We start from the raw sequence: 18430 nt of genomic DNA, 5'->3' as shown, positions 1-18430 counted from the left end.
TGCGCCCTGCATCCTGCGTCTGATATACCCTCCCCAACAAGATATAGAAAAATGACGGACAGGTAGATCACGTGAGCGATACGCCGGAACCCCCTGATAACGAAGAAGAAAATCACCCGGTGCGTTCGCCGCACGCGGGTCCGTCGATTTCGATCACAGACGAGATGAAATCGAGCTATCTTGATTACGCAATGAGCGTGATCGTGAGCCGCGCCATCCCGGATCTGCGCGACGGCCTCAAACCTGTGCACCGGCGCATCCTGTACGCCATGCACGAGACCAACAACGCGCATGACAAACCCTATCGCAAATCCGCCCGCCCCGTCGGCGACGTGATGGGTAAATACCACCCGCATGGCGACTCTGCGATCTATGACGCGCTGGTGCGGATGGCACAGGATTTCTCGATGTCGCTGCCGTTGCTGGACGGACAGGGCAACTTTGGATCCATGGACGGCGACAACGCCGCGGCCATGCGCTATACCGAAGTGCGCATGGACAAGCCTGCCGCCTACCTGCTGGCGGACATCGACAAGGAAACCGTCGACTTCCAGGACAACTACGACGGCAAGGACCGCGAGCCGACTGTCCTGCCGGCGCGGTTCCCGAACATGCTGGTCAATGGCGCCGGCGGTATCGCCGTCGGTATGGCCACCAACATCCCGCCGCACAATCTGGGCGAGGTCATTGACGCCTGTCTCGCGCTGATCGTCGAGCCGGATCTGACCTCGGAACAATTGATCGAATATGTCCCGGGTCCCGATTTTCCCACAGGCGGGTTGATGCTGGGCCGCTCGGGCGCGCGCAAGGCCTACCTCGAGGGCCGCGGCAGCGTCATCATCCGCGCCAAGACCAGGGTCGAAGAGATCCGCCGTGACCGCTGGGCGATCATCATCGAAGAGATCCCCTATCAGGTGAACAAGGCGACGATGATCGAACGCATCGCCGAGACCGCCCGCGACAAGAAGATCGAAGGCATCAGCCACGTCCAGGACGAATCCGACCGCGACGGCGTGCGTGTGGTGATCGAGCTCAAGCGGGATGCCACTGCCGAGGTGGTGCTGAACCAGCTGTTCCGCTTTACCCCGATGCAGACCTACTTTGGCTGCAACATGCTTGCGCTGAACGGCGGCCGCCCCGAGCAGCTGACCCTTCGCGCCTTTCTCACGTCGTTCCTCGATTTCCGCGAGGATGTCGTGGCCCGCCGCACCGCCTATCTGCTGCGCAAGGCGCGCGAGCGCAGCCACATCCTGTGTGGCCTGGCGGTCGCCGTCAGCAATGTCGATGAAGTGGTCCGCACCATCCGTGCCTCTGCCGATGCCGCCGAGGCGCGGGTGAAGCTGATGGAACGCCGCTGGCCTGCCGAAGAGATCCTGCCGTTCATCAAGCTGATCGACGATCCGACTCACACCGCGAACGAGGACGGCACCTACAACCTGTCCGAAGTGCAGGCCCGCGCCATCCTCGAACTGCGGCTTCAGCGTCTGACCCAGCTTGGCGTCAAGGAAGTCACTGACGAGCTCGAAGAGCTGGCCGGCAAGATCAAGGAATACCTCGAGATCCTGGGATCGCGCGAGCGGATCATGGGCATCATTTCGGACGAGCTGCGCGAAGTGCAAGAGCTGTTTGCCGTGCCACGCCGTACCGAAATTCTCGACTGGTCCGGCGACATGGAAGACGAGGACCTGATCGAGCGCGAGGACATGGTCGTCACCGTGACCCAGTCCGGCTATATCAAGCGCACGCCCCTGGCTGATTTCCGCAGCCAACGGCGCGGCGGCAAGGGTCTTTCGGGCGGCGGGCTGAAAGAGGACGACGTGGTTACCACGCTGTTCGTTGCCAACACCCATACCCAGTTGTTGTTCTTCACCACCGAAGGCATGGTCTACAAGCTCAAGACCTGGCGTCTGCCGCAGGGCGGGCGCACCTCCAAGGGCAAGGCGATCGTCAACATTCTGCCGATCCCGACCGGAATCTCCATCGCCGCGATCATGCCGGTGGACCGGGATGAACAGGACTGGGACGACCTCCAGATCGTCTTTGCCACTTCCAAGGGCTCGGTGCGCCGCAACCGGCTGTCGGATTTCACCAATGTGAAATCCAATGGCAAGATCGCGATGAAGTTCGAGGGCGAGGACGCGGATACCCGTCTGATCAACGCCCGTATCTGTTCCGAAGACGATGACGTGATGCTGGTCACCAACTCCGGACGCGCCATCCGCTTTCCGGTGCCGGACGTCCGGGTGTTCAACTCGCGCAATTCGACCGGTGTGCGCGGCATCAGGCTGCTGAACGGCGACGAGGTCGTGTCGATGTCAGTGATCCGGCATTTCAACGCCGAATCCGACGAACGCGCCTCCTACCTCAAGATGCGCCGGGCCATGGCCGGCATCGCCGACGATGCCGAGGCGGTCGAGGGCGACGAAGAGGAAGGCAATGCCAACAGCCAGCTGCCGCCCGAACGCTATGCCGAGATGTCGGCGGCGGAAAACCTGCTGTTGACGGTCACCGCCGGGGGGCTGGGCAAACTGAGTTCCAGCCATGACTACCCGGTGCGCGGTCGCGGCGGCATGGGCGTCACGGCCTGGGAAAAATCCATGCGCGGTGGCGACATTGTCGCGTCCTTCCCGGTCGAACTGGACGATCAGATCATGCTCGCCACCTCAAAGGGTCAATCCATCCGGGTCCCTGTCGAAGGCATCTCGTTCCGCTCGCGCAGCGCCGGCGGGGTCAAGGTGTTCAACACCGGCAAGGGAGAAACCGTGGTCTCGGTCGCCTGGATTGCCGATCAGGGTGATGAGGACATCGCAGAAGATCTTCCCACGCCCGAGGCGTGACGGCCTGTCAGCCTCAACCGGAAACCCAAAAGCCGGGCAGAAATGCCCGGCTTTTCCTGTTCCGCCGACCGGGCCGTGTGACCCGGACCACCGGCTGAAGCCACCTTCACGTTTCAGGGATTGGCAGCCCGGCCACCGGCTTTGGCCAACTGCGTCAGCGCGGCATTCAGATCCCTGGTCCTGCCCCGGGCCAACATCTTCTGACAGCGGATCAGCGCCTGCGGCATCTGCGCCGGATCAAGGATGTCATCGTTTCGCCGCAGGACCTCAAGATTGCCCAGTTGCAACGTCGTGCTGGCGTAGTGGAACTTGTAGGGCTCGGTGCCATGTCCAAAGTCGTAGAGGCGCCCGCCCCTGCGGATGACATCCGAAATCGCGTGGGCATGCATCAGCAACCCGACGTCGATGTCCCCGACCCCCGTGTCGCGGCCGGTCACCATGCAATGATAGGCGCCGGCCTCGGGATCGACGACAAAACCCAGTGCGCCGATCATCCTGTCGCCCTGCCACAGCGACGGCATGTACAGCAGACCCAGAGCCTGCGCCCGGTCAATCATCCGGCGGTACTTGCCGCGCACAAGCTCCAACCGCGCAGGCGAATTCTCGGCTTCCCAGCGGGCGGCCCAGTGATCCAGCAAACCTTCGCGCAGAGGCTCAAAGGCGACATCTTCCTGCGTTTTGGCCACAACCTCTCCTGCGCCGAAATACCGCCGCATGGTCTTGCGGATCTTCTTTCTGGTGTTGCGGCTGCGGCCCTCGAGATAGCTGTCAAAGTCCCCGGGCAGCGGGATCTGCGGGCAGACAAGTTGATCCGTCTCGCCACGGTTGATCCTGTGATCGGGCCAGGAGACGGCAAACTCTGGGGCGGAAAAGGCGGCGGAAAAGGTCCGCAACCGGCGGTTTGTCGGCTCGTAGCGCAGGGCAAACCGGGCCCAGGGCTGCGCCGCGACATGGCGACCCAAAGCCGCAAGGGCCCAGGATTCCCGGGCCGGATCACAGACAAAGCCGGTGTATTCGGTGAAACACAGCCGTCCGGCCGCTGCATAGGTGGTGAGAAACCTCTGTTGCGACCGGCTCCAGCGCAATTGGCGGCGCAGGGGTAGACCGGCGACGAGCCGTGCAGGGTCGCCCGGATGGCGCAGAGCGAACACAACCCAGTCGCCAGGGTTCTCTGCAAACAGCGCCCGCAGCCATCCATGTGACAGAAACACCCCCGAGTCCGGGTCGCCTGCGTGCAGCTGATCCCAAAAGGGACGCAGGCGATCGAACCCGTCCAGCGTGTCGATCTGGTCGATCCTCACCGGCACAGGCGCGGCCGCGTCCTGGCCCCGCGCTGAACCGGAATGCGTCGCAATGGGTCTGTTCATGGCGTCTACCTCTGATCCAGAGGTCGGCATACTGCCTGAATGGGGCCATTTTATGCAGGTTCTCTGCCCCCGCGGCGCCCGCGCCCGGAGGCACCCCCGGACTGCGGCACTGCGCGCCGCGTCGTGCCCGGGGGATCAGATGGAGTAGATGTCGCCGAATTTCGTGTCGAGATAGTCCAGCAGCGGACCTTCGTTCGGCTCAAAGCCGCACGCCCTGGCGATCACGTCGCGCGGGTGATGCAGGCCGCCGTATTGCTGTACGTTTTCACCCAGCCAGGTCGTCGCGGCCCCCAGTTCGCCCTGCGACAGCTGATCGTCCAGATCCGGAACCGCCGTGCGAAGCGCCTGATGCAGGCACCCGGCATAGACATTGCCCAGCGTGTAGGTCGGAAAATATCCGAACAGCCCCACGGACCAGTGCACATCCTGCAGCACCCCGTTTGACGGACGATCCACCGCAAAACCGAAATCGCTCAGAAAGCGGGAATTCCACGCCGCCTCGAGATCCTCGACCTCGAGCGCCCGGCTGATCAGAGCGCGTTCTAGATCAAAGCGCATCAGCACATGCAGGTTGTACTGCACCTCGTCGGATTCGGTGCGGATAAAACCGTTGTGCACCCGGTTGACGGCGGCATGGAAGTCCACCGCATCCCTGACGCCGATATCGCCGAAGGTCGCGACCATCTGCCCGAACAGCCATCCGGTAAAGGCCCGGCTGCGGCCCAGCTGGTTCTCGTAGATCCGGCTCTGGCTTTCATGCACGCCCATCGACACCCCCTCGCCCAGCGGCGTGAGGTGGTAGTCCTGCGCCACTCTCTGCTCGTAACAGGCGTGCCCGACCTCGTGAATCGTCGAGTATATGCAGTTGAACGGGTCTGTCGGACTGGTACGCGTGGTGATGCGCACATCGTTTCCGGAACCGGACGAGAACGGATGCACCGCCTTGTCGACCCGGCCGCGGCTCATGTCATAGCCGAACACCTTGGCAATCTGGCGCGACAGCTTCATCTGTGCCGCCTCGTCAAAGTCGCCCTGCAAACCGCCGGGCTGCGGTTGCGCCAGGATACGCTGCCGCAGATCCACCAGACGCGGGCGCAGTGCGCCGAACATCTGTTCCAGACCGGCCGCGGTCGCTCCGGGCTCGTAGTTGTCCAGCAATGCGTCATAGACATCGCCGCCCTGCGACAGCGCCGCCCCCTCTTCGCGGCGCAGCGCAAGCACCTGTTTCAGGGTCGGGGCAAAAGCGGCAAAATCGTCCCTGGCACGTGCATCGGCCCAGACGCCCTGAGCGGCGCTGGTCACCCGGGCGAGTTCGGCGGCCAGCCGGGACGGAACCCGGCGCGTGCGCTCATATGTGCGGCGGATGTGGCGCATCTGTGCCTGTCCCACCATGTCCAGCGCTTCGTCGCTGATCAGGTCAAGCCAGTCGCCGACCTTTGGGTCGGTGCGGCGCGCATGCAGCACTGCTTCGATCGCGGCCATCTCTTCGCCGCGCTGCGCCCCGGCACCGCGCGGCATCACCGTTTCCTGATCCCATCCCAGCCGACCGGCGATCTGGCCCAGTGCCGTGGTTTCGCGTTGAAAGGCCATCAGATCGTCATATGCGTTCATCGCACGGTTCCCCTTACGGATTGGAAGATCGGAAACTGCGCCACAAAGCGCGCCCGCAACAGCAGGACCCAAAGCGCGACCGCGCCGATCTGGTGCAGGATTGCCGCCTGCCAGGGCGCGCCGTACAGCACTGTCGCAATGCCCAGCACCATCTGCAGAACCAGCATCGCCAGCACCGCGTTGAAGCGGAACCGGGTCTGTCCGTTGGGCGAACGGCGTGATCTGACCCAGACATGGATGCCGAAGGCCAGCAGCAGATATCCCACCATGCGGTGGATGAACTGCACCAGCCCGTCGTTCTCAAAGAAATTGCGCCACAACGGTTCGATCTCGAACGGCGTCGGCGGCAGAAAGGCGCCGGCCATCAGCGGCCAGTCGGTATAATTGCGCCCGGCGTCTATTCCAGCGACCAGCGCCCCGATCAGGATCTGCACGAAAGCAAGCGCCGCCAGCGCGGTCGCCAGCCTGGCCAGCCCGGTCTCGCGGGCCCGCCGCGCCTGCAGCATCTCGCGCTCGTCCCGACCCAGGGCGAACACATACCAGGCGATCAGCCCCAGGATGACGAACGCCAGCCCCAGATGTGTCGCCAGCCGGTAGCTCGCCACGTCGAGACGCTCGCCGCCAAGCCCCGAGGACACCATCCACCAGCCGATCGCCCCCTGCGCGCCGCCCAGAACGCCCAACAGCGCCAGACGCGCGGTCCAGCCGCGCGGAATCTGCCGCGCCGCCAGAAAACCAAGGAACCCCAAGGCCCAGACAAGCCCGATCACCCGGCCCAATTGCCGGTGGCCCCATTCCCACCAATAGATGAACTGGAACTCGGCAAGGCTCATGCCCTTGTTCTGCAACTGGTATTCCGGAATTGCCTGGTATTTTTCGAACTCGGCCTGCCAGCTGGCCGCGTCCATCGGCGGCAAGGCACCGGTGACGGGACGCCATTCGGTGATCGACAACCCCGAATCCGTCAGCCGCGTCAGTCCACCGACGACGATCATCACCAGCACCAGCGCAAACAGCAGCATCAGCCACAGACGGATACCGCCCCGTGCGCCACGCTTGCCCGCGTCGATCATGCCTCCCTTGGGCAGCGCGGCCCTAGCCTTGGCGGGTTCCGCGCCAACCTCTTCAAAGATACTGCGTTTTCCGCTCATATCCCGCTCCTTCATGTCGCCGGAACAGTAGGCTCCACACCCCGGAGCTTCAAGTCAGTCGCCACGTTCTTTCCAGCGCACCATTTGCCGCATGATGCCGTGTAGCATCCGCACATCCGCCTGGGTCAGCGGCATCCGCGACCAGAGATTGCGCAGGTTCAGCTTCATGCTGTCGGCCTTGTGTTCGGGAAAGAAGAATCCCGCGTCGCTCATCCGGTCCTCGTAGTGTTCCGACAGCTTCTGCACCTCGGTCTGGTTCGCCCATTGCCCGCCGGCAAGCTCGGTGGTTTCGGGCGTGATCTCGACCGCGTGACGCTGCCATTCATAGGCAGTCAGCAGCACACATTGCGCCAGGTTGAGCGAGGCGAACGCGGGGTTGACCGGCACCGAGATGATCGCATTGGCCAGTGCAATGTCCGGGTTCTCGAGTCCGGCGCGTTCCGGCCCGAACAGCACCGCGACCTTTTCACCGCGTCCGATGCGATCGCGGGCGATCTGCATGGCGTGCTCGGGCGCGTAGATCGGCTTGGTCAGATCGCGGTTGCGCGCGGTTGTGGCCATGACAAAGGTGCAATCCGCCACCGCCTCGGCCGTGGTCGCCGCAAGCAGCGCCTCGTCCAGCAACCGCCCGGCCCCCGCGGCCATCGCCACCGCGCTCTGGTTCGGCCAGCCGTCGCGGGGCGCGACCAGCCGCATTCGGTCAAGGCCGAAGTTCCACATCGCCCGCGCCGCGGCGCCGATGTTCTCGCCCATCTGCGGGTTGACCAGCACAAAGGCAGGTTGCGGCGTTTCTGTCGGCATGACGAGGCTCCTGTCGGACTGTTGCGGTCTCATACCATGCGGACGCGCGGCTGCAACAAAGCGCGGCAGGCCACGCGAAAACCCTCTGCTTTCCTAGGGGCTGCCGTTTGGCTACTTTGGCATCCAGGGGAGGATCAGAACATGGCCGTTGATCCGGGGCTTCTCGACCTCATGCGCGGTGATCTGGCAGACCTGGAGGGCATCCGCGAAGTCCGGATGTTCGGAGGTCTGTGTTTCATGCGCGAGGGCCACATGCTCTGTGGTCTGCACAAGGGCGGCGCCATGTACCGGGTCGGCAAGGCCAGCATCGACAAGGCTCTGGCCATACCGGGCGCCAGCCCCATGGCCTTTACCGGTCGCACCATGGGCGGGCTGATCGACGTCGACGCCGACGGCATGGCCGATGACAAGAGCCGCGCCGCCTGGCTGAAGATGGCCTGCGACTTTACCGACTCGCTGCCGCCGAAATTGCGCTGAGAACAATGGTCAAAAGGGATTTGTCCCTTTATAGCGAGCCAAATCCTATCAGGAGCCGACCCGATGGCCGAAACCGAACACCCGCAGATCTATCTCATAACACCGCCAGAATTTGACCTGAGCACTTTTCCGCAAACCCTTGCGGGGGTTCTCGATTCTGCCGAGGTCGCCTGTATTCGCCTGGCCCTGTCGACCCGTGACGAAGATCGCATCCTGCGCGCGGCGGACGCGGTGCGCGATGTGGCGCATCAGTATGACATCGCGCTGGTTCTGGACACACATGTGGTGTTGGCGCAGCGGCTTGGACTGGACGGCGTGCATCTGCTCGACGGTGCCCGTTCGGTCCGTTGGGCACGCAAGGAGTTGGGGGATGACGCGATCGTTGGCGCCTACTGCGCCCAGTCCCGGCACGAAGGCATGGCGGCGGGTGAATCCGGCGCCGACTACATCAGCTTCGGCCCGGTCGGACCGACCGCTCTGGGCGATGGCGCCGTGGTCGATCCGGAATTGTTCAAGTGGTGGTCGGAAGTCATTGAGCTGCCCTGCGTCGCCGAGGGCGCATTGGGCGAAGAACAGATCGCAAGCCTCTCTTCTGTAACAGATTTCTTTGCATTCGGTGCAGAGATCTGGGAAAGTGACAACCCCGGCGAAGCCTTGGCCAGACTGACCCGCGCCATCACCGGCTGATCAGCCCGCGTGCTCGCCGGCCAAGCTGTGACCGGCACGCACCTGTGTTTCCAGGTGGCTCGCCAGTGACTTGCGGTTGGGAAAGGCGTCGATCCGTACCGGGGGGTGGTAGACCAGTTCAACGATCCCCTGTCGCCGTGCCGCGAGTGTCTTGAGCAGGTGCTCGCCAAAACTCATGTCACCCCACCAGCCGTAGAACCGCGGATCTTCGCCTTCGGGGGCATGATAGATCACGCTGACCGGCTGAATCTGCAACTCATGTTTCAGACCATTGGCAAAGAACGCCGCAAAAAGCGTTGATTTAAAAGGTAAAACCCGCAATCCGTCGGTCGAGGTGCCTTCCGGAAAGAACAGCAGCCTGTGGCGGTGCAGCAGCCTTTCCTCGAACATTTTCGCCTGCTGCGCCGCTTCGCGCGGGTCGCGGCGGATGAACACCGTTCCGGTCGCCCGCGCCAGCCATCCGATGCCCGGCCAGCCGGCGACCTCGGATTTTGATACGAAATAGACATTCTTGCGGGCATTCAGCGCAAAGATATCCAGCCACGAGGAATGGTTGGCCACCACCGCCCCGGGGCCCGTCATCCTTGGTCCGCGTACCACCAGCGGCAGCCGCAGTATCACAAAAGCCGCGCGACACACCCCTTGGGTGATGTATGGCGTGACCGGCCGGTCAACGCCGCACAGCGGCCTCTCGAACAGACGCAGCAGCAACAGCAACGCCAACCCGCCAAAGACCACGGTGCCCAGCACCAAACCGCGCCCCAGAATGCGCAGCCACCCCGCCACGCCCGGGCGGTGCGGTGGCAGAGCGTCCGGTGTGGTCCAGGTCGGGTTCACCCGGCAATGTCCCGGGAATACAGGTTCTTCTGCCGTTGATTCATCTGCGCGGTGTCGATCAGCAGACAGACATCCGTGGTGTTGAACGCCTTGTCCACAAACGCGCCGTCCCCGACACAGCCACCCAGCCGCAGATAAGCCTTGATCAGGGCCGGAGTCTCGAGCATGGCGCGTTTGCGATCCACCTCGGACTCGGGCAACAGGGCCATCGGCTGATAGGTGCGCGCACGCGTGCGCAGCGTTTCGGGCGCTCTGTGACGATAGTGCAGATGGCTGAGCGGATGCGCCAGTTTCTGCACATCGGTGCCGTGAAAGCTTGCCACCCCGAACAGGATCTCGATCCCGTGATCCGCGACATAGGCCGCCAGCGCCTGCCACAGATGGAACATGGCCGAACCGCCGCGATAGTCCGGATGCAGGCACGACCGCCCCAGTTCCAGCAGTTTCCGGCCCGACTTGTGCAACGCGTCAAGGTCGTATTCCGCTTCGGAATAGAACCCGCCGGCGGCGGCGGCACGATCGCCGCGCAACAGTCGGTACACGCCGATCACAGCGTCCTGCCGCGCATGATCCACCAGCAGAAGGTGGTCGAAAAACGGGTCGAACCGATCCTTTTCCAGCCCGGCCTCGTGATCGACAAGCGCGCCGCCGCTGCCAAGTTCGCGCACGAAGACATCATAGCGCAGGCGTTGCGCGGCCCGTATATCCGCATCTGTCCGCGCCAGACGCGCACTGAACTGGGGGGACTGGGCGTTCATCGGCGACATTTCCGCTGGGTGAAACCTGTTGCCCGCTTCTAGGCAAGCTGCATAGACTTGGCAACAGGTGCGATGCCAGGCTGCCTGACACCAGACCGCCATTTGTTAACTATTGAGAAACCACTTTGTCCTATTCACTTCCGAACACCGGCATGAGTGTGACACGTCGACCGTCGATGACCACCTTCCCCGCCTCGCGGAAGTTGACTGTGATACGCCCGCCGATATTCGACTGCACCTGTCCCATGCCCCAGTCGGGACGGTCCGGGTGCGTAACCAGCATCCCGGGTTCCAACAATGCATTCAGATCACTCATTTCCGTTCCTTCGCCCCGAGGTGTCGATGCAACAGGATAACGCCGACCTGGCGACTTTGATAGGCTCCCGTATCTGCCACGATCTGATCAGCCCGATCGGCGCGATCAGCAACGGGCTGGAACTGTTGACGCTGAATGGCGCGGGCGGCATCGGGCCGGAATTCGACCTGATCAATGACAGTTGCAGCAGTGCAACGGCGCGGATCCGGTTTTTCCGAGTGGCATTCGGGACGTCCTCTGCCGGACAGCAGTTGCGGCGCGACGAGGTGGTCAGCGTCCTGGAAGGCATTGCCAGGGGCACGCGCCTGCAGACGCAGTGGCACCCGGATGGAAATCAACACCGCCGCGATGTCCAGCTGGCATTTCTGGCGTTGCTGTGTTTTGAAACCGCGCTGCCACAGGGCGGTACCGTGGTGTTTGATCTGCAGGACGGGCGCTGGCAGATCGCGGGCACGGGGCCACGGCTTTCGCTGGATCCCGATCTGTGGAAAATGCTCACGGATCCGTCGCACAGGACCGAAATTTCGCCCGCACGGGTGCAGTTTGCGATGCTGCAGGTGGTTGCCGCCGACCACGGGCGCACAATGACATACACACAGGCTGACAATCACCTGCGGCTGCAACTGTGAACCGCAGGATCGCCCCCCGACCGGGGAAAAACCCGGCGGCTGTGTTCAGCCGCGTATGGTCCCGTCCCCGGTGACCAGATACTTGAAGCTGGTCAGCTGCTCCGCTCCGACCGGCCCACGCGCATGCAGTTTTCCGGTGGCAATGCCGATCTCTGCGCCCATGCCGAATTCACCGCCATCGGCGAATTGAGTCGAGGCATTGTGCATCAGTATGGCGCTGTCCAGCCGTTCGAAGAACCTGGCCGCCGCCTCGGGATCCTCGGTCAGGATGCAGTCGGTGTGCTGCGAGCCATAGAGCCGGATATGCTGGATCGCGGCGTCGACATCATCCACCACACGGGCAGCGATGATGGAATCGAGATATTCGCGGCCCCAGTCGTCCTCGGTTGCCGCCACCGTGCCGTCGATCGACAAAAGCTCGGCGTCGGCGCGCACTTCAACTCCGGCGTTCAGCAGTGCGCGGATCACGCCCTGACCGATGGTGTCGGCAATGTCGCGATGGATGAGCAGACATTCCGCCGCGCCGCAGATACCTGTGCGGCGGGTCTTGGCATTCAGGATCACATCCAGCGCCTTGACCGGATCGGCGTCCTTGTCGACATAGATGTGCACAATCCCTTCGAGATGCGCGAACACCGGCACACGGGCCTCTTTCTGCACCAGCCCGACCAGTCCCTTGCCACCGCGCGGCACAATCACGTCGATGCTGTCGGTCATCGCCAGCATCGCCGACACGGCCTCGCGGTCCCGGGTCGGAACCAGCTGGATCGCCGCCTCGGGCAGACCGGCGGCGCGCAGTCCCTCGACCAGCGCGGCATGGATCGCGGTCGAGGAATGCAGGCTTTCCGATCCGCCGCGCAGGATCACCGCGTTGCCGGACTTCAGGCACAGCGCACCGGCGTCCGCGGTCACGTTGGGACGCGATTCGTAGATCACGCCGATCACCCCCAGGGGAGTGCGCACCCGGCGGATGTGAATGCCCGACGGCTGATCCCATTCCGCCATCACCTTGCCCACCGGATCCTCCTGTGCCGCGATGGCCCGCAGCCCGTCACACATCGCCGCCACCCGCGCCTCGTCCAGGTGCAGGCGGTCCAGCATCGCATCGCTCAGACCCTTTTCGCGGCCAAAGGCCATGTCCCGTTCGTTGGCGGCCAGCACCGCCTCACGGGTACGCCAAAGCGCATCGGCCGCCACGGTCAGTGCCTGCGCGCGACCCTCGGCCGGGGCATGGCTCAGCTCGGCCGCAGCGGCGCGGGCGCGGGCGCCGATTGCGGCCATCAGGGCGGGGATGTCTGTCATGTCCTGCATCGTTTCTGCCTTTGGCTGCGTCGGATTGTGAGTATTTGGAAAGAGAAGAAACCCTGACGCTCAGAGCGCCATGTCATCGCGGTGCACCAGTGCCGCCCGGCCCGGATAGCCCAGCAGCTCCTCGATGTCCTGGCTTTGATGGCCACGGATGGCGCGGGCCTCCGACGCGGTGTAGCGGCACAATCCCTGCCCCAGCGTGCGACCGTCCGCGGTACGGATCGTCACCGGGTCACCGCGCCCGAACCCGCCCTCGACCAGCGCAACCCCGGCCGGCAGCAGGGATTTCCCGGCGGCCAGTGCCTGCGCGGCGCCGGTGTCGACCACCAGCGCGCCCTGCGGCTTCATCGCCGCGATCCAGCGTTTGCGGGCGAGGTGCGGATCGAGGTGCGGCGTGAACCAGGTGGCATTGGCGCCGTCTTCCAGGGCCTTCAGCGGGTGCAGCACAAAACCGTCGCTGATCGCCAGGGCACAGCCCGACGCCGTTGCGGTCTTGGCCGCCATCAGCTTGGTCTTCATGCCGCCCTTGGAGAGACCCGATCCGGCGTCGCCGGCCATGGCTTCGATCTCGGGTGTGATCGCGTCGATCACCGTGTAGCGCGTGGCGTCGGGGTCGACCTGCGGGTTGCCGGTGTAGAACCCGTCGACATCCGACAGCAGGATCAGCTGGTCGGCGCCGGCCGTCACCGCCACCTGCGCCGCAAGCCGGTCGTTGTCGCCGTAGCGGATTTCGTCCGTCGCCACGGTGTCATTTTCATTCACGATCGGCACGACCCCGAGCCCGACAAGCGTTTCCATCGTCGCGCGCGCGTTGAGGTAGCGGCGGCGGTCGGCGCTGTCTTCGAGTGTCACCAGAATCTGCGCCGTGGTGATGCCGTGCGGTGCCAGCGCCTCTTCCCAGGCGCGGGCGAGTCGGATCTGTCCGACCGCGGCGGCGGCCTGCGACTGTTCCAGCGGCAGCACGGTGGCGGGCAGTTTCAGTACCTGCCGGCCCAGAGCAATGGAGCCCGAGGACACCAGAATAACATCGGTGCCGCGCGCCTTGATCCGCGCCACATCGGCGGCCACGGAGGCCAGCCAGTCCAGCCGCAGGGCACCGGACCTGCGGTCCACCAGCAGGGCCGAGCCAATCTTGACAACCAGCCGACGCGCCTCTGTCAGGGACGCCAAGGCGCGTCCTCCTCAGCGTCCGCCGCGCGACCGCGAAGACGGTTTTCGTCGACCTCGGCCCGCAGCGCCCGCAGCACCTCGACCGTGCCTTCCTTGCTGACGCCGGACATCAGCATGACCTTGGCGCCGACCGCCTGTTGCAGCTCTTCCCGCAAGAAGGCGCGCTCTTCGGCGTCCAGCGCGTCGACCTTGTTGAGCACGGTGATGCGGGGCTTGTCGTTCAGCCCGGCGCCATAGGCTTCGAGTTCGCCGATGATGGTGTGGTAATCTTCGATCAGGGTGCCGGAGGTGCCATCGACCAGGTGCAGCAGCACCGCACAGCGTTCGACATGGCCCAGAAACTGGTCACCAAGGCCGCGTCCCTCGTGCGCGCCCTCGATCAGGCCCGGAATGTCGGCGACGACAAATTCCACATTGTCCACGCCGACCACACCCAGATTGGGGTGCAGCGTGGTAAAGGGATAGTCGGCGATCTTGGGCCGGGCGTTGGAGGTGGCAGCCAGGAAGGTCGACTTTCCGGCATTCGGAAGCCCCAGCAGACCGACATCCGCGATCAGCTTGAGCCGCAGCCAGATGGTGCGTTCCACCCCCGGCTGGCCGGGGTTGGCGCGGCGCGGCGCCTGATTGGTCGCGGTCTTGAAATGCAGGTTGCCCCAGCCGCCGTTGCCGCCGCGGGCAAGCTGTACCCTCTGGCCGAGCTCGGTCATGTCGGCCAGCACGGTTTCCTCGTCCTCGTCGAGGATTTCCGTCCCGACCGGCACCCGCAGCACGATGTCGTCGCCGGTCTTGCCGGTGCGCTGCTGACCCATCCCGGGCTGGCCGCTCTGGGCGAAAAAGTGCTGCTGGTAGCGGAAATCGATCAGCGTGTTGAGCCCGTCCACGGCCTCGGCCCAGACCGAACCGCCGTTGCCGCCGTCGCCGCCATCCGGTCCACCGAATTCGATATACTTCTCGCGACGAAAGCTGACGGAGCCGCCGCCGCCGCCGCCGGAACGGATGTAGACCTTGCACAGATCGAGAAATTTCATCTTGGTCGTCCTGCAGTGCGCCTGCGCGCGGGTTTAGCGCGTTCCCGCAGCCGCCTCAAGCGGCGCGGATCAGCGCAGTTTTCTGAGATAGGTCCAGGTTGAGACCTTGGCGTTGCGGGCCACCGAAAACGCTTCGGCATCGCCAATGTATTCGAACCCGCAGTTGGTCAGCACCCGGGCGGATGCAAGGTTTTCCTGAAACACCGACGCGAACATCGTGGCGCTGCCCAGGGGATTTGCCTCGACCAGCGCGCGTACGGCGTCGGAAGCCAGCCCGGTGTTCCAGAACGCCGGCGCAACCCAGTACGAGACTTCCGACTGTTTGCGGTCGAGCCGTTCCAGCGAGATCACGCCCATCACCTCGGGTCCGTCCGCCTTGGTGCCGTCCATCGCCCAGACATCCATGGTCCGTTCGCTGGACATGGCCCGGGCAACATAGGCTTCGGTCGCGCCGGGCGGCAGCGGGTGCGGCACGTTTGCGGTCATGTCGGCCACACGTTTGTCACCGGCATAATACTCGATGAGGCCGGTGTCCGACGGGCGCAGTGGGCGCAGGTCGAAGCGTTCGGTCCGGATGGTCGGCTGAACGTTGGCATGGTCCAGGCTCATGTGTCTTCTCCTCCAAAACACGGCGGGTATCAGCGCGCCTGTCCCGTGGTCATTCCTCTGACGGGAACGCGGCACGGAGCGGAAAATGCACCAATACGAAAAAAGGGGACCGGCGTTTCTGCCGATCCCCTAATGTCTCTGAAACCTTAAGGTCGGCTTACTCGGCAGCTTCCGCCGCTGGCAGGACCGAAATAAAGGTGCGGCCCTTGAGGCCCTTGTGGAAGGTCACGGCGCCTTCGGTCATCGCGAAGATCGTGTGATCCTTGCCAAGACCAACGCCCTCACCCGGCCAGAACTTGGTGCCGCGCTGACGCACGATGATGTTGCCGGCAATCGCCTTCTGACCACCGAAGAGTTTTACGCCAAGGCGGCGACCGGCAGAGTCGCGCCCGTTGCGGGAGGAACCGCCTGCTTTTTTGTGTGCCATGGGTTGGTCTCCTTATTTCGCAGCCAGAGCTTTGGCTTGTTCGATCCAGCCTTCACGCTCGATCCGGCCCTTGAAGGACAGCAGTTCGCCGAACTTCTCGACGTCTGCCTCGCTCCATGCCGCGATCTGCGCATAGGTCGTGATCCCTGCATCGTGCAGCTTCTTCTCAAGCGCCGGACCCACGCCCGACAGTTCCTTGAGATCGTCGCCACCGGCAGCGGCGGGCGCGGCCTTGGGTGCCGCGGCCTTCTTTTCGGCTTTCGGCGCAGCCGCCTGAACCGTCGCGGGCACCGAGCCCGTTCCGATCGCAACCTTGATGCCGGTCGAATCGCCGCCCGAGGCGAGGATGTCGGTCACGCGGACCAGGGTCAGCTTCTGGCGGTGCCCCTTGGTGCGCTGCGAGCCGTGCTTCCGGCGACGCTTGACGAAGTGGATGACCTTGTCACCCTTGACCTGGTCGATGACCTCGGCCTGTACAGCGGCGCCCGCCACAAACGGCGCGCCCACGGTCAGGTTGTCGCCGCCGATCATCAGAATATCGTTGAACTGGACTTTTTCACCAGCATCCGCTGCAAGCCGTTCCACCCGAAGCGTATCGCCGGACTGAACCTTGTATTGCTTGCCGCCGGTCTTCATCACCGCAAACATGCGTGTCTTCCTTTGTCTGCCGCGTCCTGTGGCCCCTGCCCGTCTGCAGGTGTTTCCCGGCTTTTGCCGCCTCGGACAGCGCGCCCTCTGGGGGCGTCATGTCAATAACCTCTGAGACCGATGCAGAAGCTCCGGCCCGAGAGCCGCGCTTATGTTGCGCCCGACCCCGATTGTCAAGCACCTCCCGGAGCCAATCCCCGCGGCGCTGGCGATCCTAGAGTTCCTGCGCCTGCATCTGAAGCGCCGAAGCATGGCCCAGCTGGCGGGAGATGTCATCATACATCGTGTTGAACCCCGCGAACAAGGCCCGGTTCATCAACTGCCCCGCAGGTGAGGACGACAGGTCGATATAACCCTCCAGCACGTCGTCGCTGAGCGGTCCGTAGGCCAGCAGCAGGTAGCCGTACAGCCATTCACGGGTATCCTCGCGCGTCTCGTCCTCCTGGGCCCAGACGTCCGCCAGTATCTCGGCTTCGGACATCTCCAGCGCGCCGCCTTCGACCAGCCCGGAGTAAAACTTGAAACTGGCGTTCAGCGCCCCGGTCACATTTGCCTCGATCAGATCGTTGGCCTCGACAAAGGCCTCCAGTCGTTCAAGCCGCTTGTCCCCGCTGCCGTCCAGGTCGCTGAACGTCGCGCGCGCCATGTCCTCGACATCGGCGTCGACCATCGCCCGCCGCGCCTCCAGTTCCAGCTCAACGATGCGGCGACCCTCTTCAGAGGTGAAATACGCCAGCAAGGGACTGAGGTCCTCGTCACCCAGCGTGGCCGCGAATTCGGTGCGCACCGTCTCATACATCCAGTCGGTGTCATAGATCGTCGACACCGCCGCAGACCAGGCGCTGGACCTGCCGCCGGGCAACATGTCCCGCGCCAGCTCGTCGCCATAATCCAGGCCCTCCGCGCGCATGACATCGACAATCTCCCGGACCCCAAGCGCGGTCAGCAGGTCGTCGGACGGCGTCGCCCAGGCGGGGCACGCGATGACGGCTGCAATTGCGAAGGCGCTGATTCTCGCGAACATGTGACGGTGGTCCTTTTGCGGCGTTTCCTTCCTAGCTATTCCCCCTGCCGTCCATTTCCAAGCCGTATCGGGGCACGTCGCCGTGATCCTTCGGAGGAGTTTGCACATTTGCGCATTTTCCCTGTTGCACCCGCCCCCCGCATGAGGCTAAACGCACCCACCAGACCCCCGCGGAGAGGTGCCGGAGTGGTCGAACGGGGCGGTCTCGAAAACCGTTGAGCCTTCACGGGTTCCCAGGGTTCGAATCCCTGTCTCTCCGCCACTTGCCTTTGATTTCATAGGCTAAAAGGCAATTAACCCACACTTGCCCCACATAGAATAAACGCTTGGGATTGCGTTCGGCTTTTTTCCTCCGAACTGCCCGCGCGTGAATTTTGCTACCCCGGGCGGTCCCGGATCAAGGGTAACAGAGATGCGCCCCCCTGGCCTGCGTCGGTTCTCAGGAATGTGCATGCCCGCGAAGTGCAGTCCGATCCGGTCCCTGCGCGCATGGTCATTAGGATCCGCCCGCCCCCTCCCGGTTCAGCGGGTCAGGGTGTTCAAGCCATCCTGCGCCAGATCCATTAGCCGTTTCAATTCGCGCAGGATCTGTTCAGATTCACCCGTCCGCTCGCCATGTCGCCAAGCACCATTGGCTGCGCCGGTCGGGGCACCGCCGCGCGCGCCGTGCATCCGGCAGACGTGCCACCCACGTACGGCAGGCGACATGCAGCAATTGCCGGTTGTCTTTGTCCTGGCTTTGCAT

General features: G+C 63.9%; 19 protein-coding genes and 1 tRNA gene. 5 read left to right on the top strand and 15 right to left on the bottom strand.

From position 1 onward, the window contains the following. Positions 1 to 71: 71 nt before the first annotated feature. Complete coding sequence (gene gyrA, locus FOY53_RS17505) at positions 72 to 2837, top strand: DNA gyrase subunit A (RefSeq protein ID WP_146591256.1); 2766 nt, start codon at positions 72 to 74, stop codon at positions 2835 to 2837. 113 nt (positions 2838 to 2950) lie between these two features. Here gyrA and FOY53_RS17500 read toward each other — a convergent pair whose 3' ends face one another. The 4 genes from FOY53_RS17500 to FOY53_RS17485 form a co-directional block, all read right to left on the bottom strand. Continuing rightward, complete coding sequence (locus FOY53_RS17500; RefSeq protein ID WP_186766652.1) at positions 2951 to 4204, bottom strand: GNAT family N-acetyltransferase; 1254 nt, start codon at positions 4202 to 4204, stop codon at positions 2951 to 2953. Between the two features lie 135 nt (positions 4205 to 4339). After that, positions 4340 to 5815, bottom strand: coding sequence for a carboxypeptidase M32 (locus FOY53_RS17495; protein WP_146591252.1), 1476 nt, complete (start codon positions 5813 to 5815; stop codon positions 4340 to 4342). Continuing rightward, positions 5812 to 6966, bottom strand: coding sequence for a heme A synthase (gene ctaA, locus FOY53_RS17490; protein ID WP_146591249.1), 1155 nt, complete (start codon positions 6964 to 6966; stop codon positions 5812 to 5814). Before ctaA ends, FOY53_RS17495 begins: the two co-directional genes overlap by 4 nt. A gap of 54 nt (positions 6967 to 7020) precedes the next feature. Beyond that, on the bottom strand, positions 7021 to 7767 hold the full coding sequence (locus FOY53_RS17485) for an RNA methyltransferase (protein ID WP_146591247.1): 747 nt from the start codon (positions 7765 to 7767) through the stop codon (positions 7021 to 7023). Positions 7768 to 7908: 141 nt separating this feature from the next. Here FOY53_RS17485 and FOY53_RS17480 point away from each other — a divergent pair, with 141 nt between their 5' ends. Further along, complete coding sequence (locus tag FOY53_RS17480; RefSeq protein WP_146591245.1) at positions 7909 to 8244, top strand: TfoX/Sxy family protein; 336 nt, start codon at positions 7909 to 7911, stop codon at positions 8242 to 8244. Between the two features lie 63 nt (positions 8245 to 8307). Continuing rightward, on the top strand, positions 8308 to 8931 hold the full coding sequence (locus FOY53_RS17475) for a thiamine phosphate synthase (RefSeq protein WP_146591243.1): 624 nt from the start codon (positions 8308 to 8310) through the stop codon (positions 8929 to 8931). Here the strand turns inward: FOY53_RS17475 and olsA are convergent, their stop codons facing one another. From olsA to FOY53_RS17460, 3 genes are all read right to left on the bottom strand, one after another. After that, the gene (gene olsA, locus FOY53_RS17470; RefSeq protein WP_186766651.1) at positions 8932 to 9768 is read right to left on the bottom strand and encodes a lyso-ornithine lipid O-acyltransferase; all 837 of its coding nucleotides are present in this window, start codon (positions 9766 to 9768) and stop codon (positions 8932 to 8934) included. Further along, positions 9765 to 10526, bottom strand: a complete 762-nt coding sequence (gene olsB / locus FOY53_RS17465) for an L-ornithine N(alpha)-acyltransferase (protein ID WP_146591298.1) — start codon at positions 10524 to 10526, stop codon at positions 9765 to 9767. The genes olsA and olsB overlap by 4 nt, the downstream gene beginning before the upstream one ends. A 130-nt stretch (positions 10527 to 10656) precedes the next feature. Beyond that, complete coding sequence (locus FOY53_RS17460; protein ID WP_146591242.1) at positions 10657 to 10842, bottom strand: DUF3553 domain-containing protein; 186 nt, start codon at positions 10840 to 10842, stop codon at positions 10657 to 10659. A gap of 26 nt (positions 10843 to 10868) precedes the next feature. Between FOY53_RS17460 and FOY53_RS17455 the strand changes: the two genes are divergently transcribed. Beyond that, entirely contained in the window at positions 10869 to 11471 is a 603-nt protein-coding gene (locus FOY53_RS17455) for a histidine phosphotransferase family protein (protein ID WP_146591240.1), read from the top strand. 45 nt (positions 11472 to 11516) lie between these two features. On the opposite strand, the gene FOY53_RS17450 is transcribed toward FOY53_RS17455, so the two are convergent. The 7 genes from FOY53_RS17450 to FOY53_RS17420 all read right to left on the bottom strand — a co-directional run bounded on the left by FOY53_RS17450 (position 11517) and on the right by FOY53_RS17420 (position 17685). Then, on the bottom strand, positions 11517 to 12782 hold the full coding sequence (locus FOY53_RS17450) for a glutamate-5-semialdehyde dehydrogenase (RefSeq protein ID WP_146591238.1): 1266 nt from the start codon (positions 12780 to 12782) through the stop codon (positions 11517 to 11519). Positions 12783 to 12842: 60 nt separating this feature from the next. Continuing rightward, positions 12843 to 13949, bottom strand: a complete 1107-nt coding sequence (gene proB, locus FOY53_RS17445) for a glutamate 5-kinase (protein WP_146591236.1) — start codon at positions 13947 to 13949, stop codon at positions 12843 to 12845. Beyond that, positions 13937 to 14977, bottom strand: coding sequence for a GTPase ObgE (gene obgE / locus FOY53_RS17440; protein ID WP_146591234.1), 1041 nt, complete (start codon positions 14975 to 14977; stop codon positions 13937 to 13939). Before obgE ends, proB begins: the two co-directional genes overlap by 13 nt. Before the next feature lie 69 nt (positions 14978 to 15046). Then, positions 15047 to 15586, bottom strand: a complete 540-nt coding sequence (locus FOY53_RS17435) for a GNAT family N-acetyltransferase (protein ID WP_146591232.1) — start codon at positions 15584 to 15586, stop codon at positions 15047 to 15049. A 157-nt stretch (positions 15587 to 15743) separates the two neighbouring features. Continuing rightward, positions 15744 to 16013, bottom strand: coding sequence for a 50S ribosomal protein L27 (gene rpmA / locus FOY53_RS17430; protein WP_146591230.1), 270 nt, complete (start codon positions 16011 to 16013; stop codon positions 15744 to 15746). A 12-nt stretch (positions 16014 to 16025) separates the two neighbouring features. Next, entirely contained in the window at positions 16026 to 16661 is a 636-nt protein-coding gene (locus tag FOY53_RS17425; RefSeq protein ID WP_146591228.1) for a 50S ribosomal protein L21, read from the bottom strand. Positions 16662 to 16875: 214 nt separating this feature from the next. After that, positions 16876 to 17685 carry a DUF2059 domain-containing protein gene (locus tag FOY53_RS17420; protein ID WP_146591226.1) on the bottom strand — a complete coding sequence of 270 codons (810 nt, stop codon included), beginning with the start codon at positions 17683 to 17685 and terminating at the stop codon, positions 16876 to 16878. A 172-nt stretch (positions 17686 to 17857) separates the two neighbouring features. Between FOY53_RS17420 and FOY53_RS17415 the strand changes: the two genes are divergently transcribed. Then, positions 17858 to 17947 (top strand) — tRNA-Ser (locus tag FOY53_RS17415). Positions 17948 to 18207: 260 nt separating this feature from the next. On the opposite strand, the gene FOY53_RS23455 is transcribed toward FOY53_RS17415, so the two are convergent. Beyond that, positions 18208 to 18393, bottom strand: a complete 186-nt coding sequence (locus tag FOY53_RS23455) for a hypothetical protein (protein WP_146591224.1) — start codon at positions 18391 to 18393, stop codon at positions 18208 to 18210. Between the last annotated feature and the right edge of the window lie 37 nt (positions 18394 to 18430).

Source organism: Puniceibacterium confluentis, from assembly GCF_007923445.1.
Taxonomy (GTDB): Bacteria; Pseudomonadota; Alphaproteobacteria; order Rhodobacterales; family Rhodobacteraceae; genus Puniceibacterium; species Puniceibacterium confluentis.
Note: the sequence above shows the minus strand (reverse complement) of the source record. Positions and strands in the feature narration are given on the sequence as shown.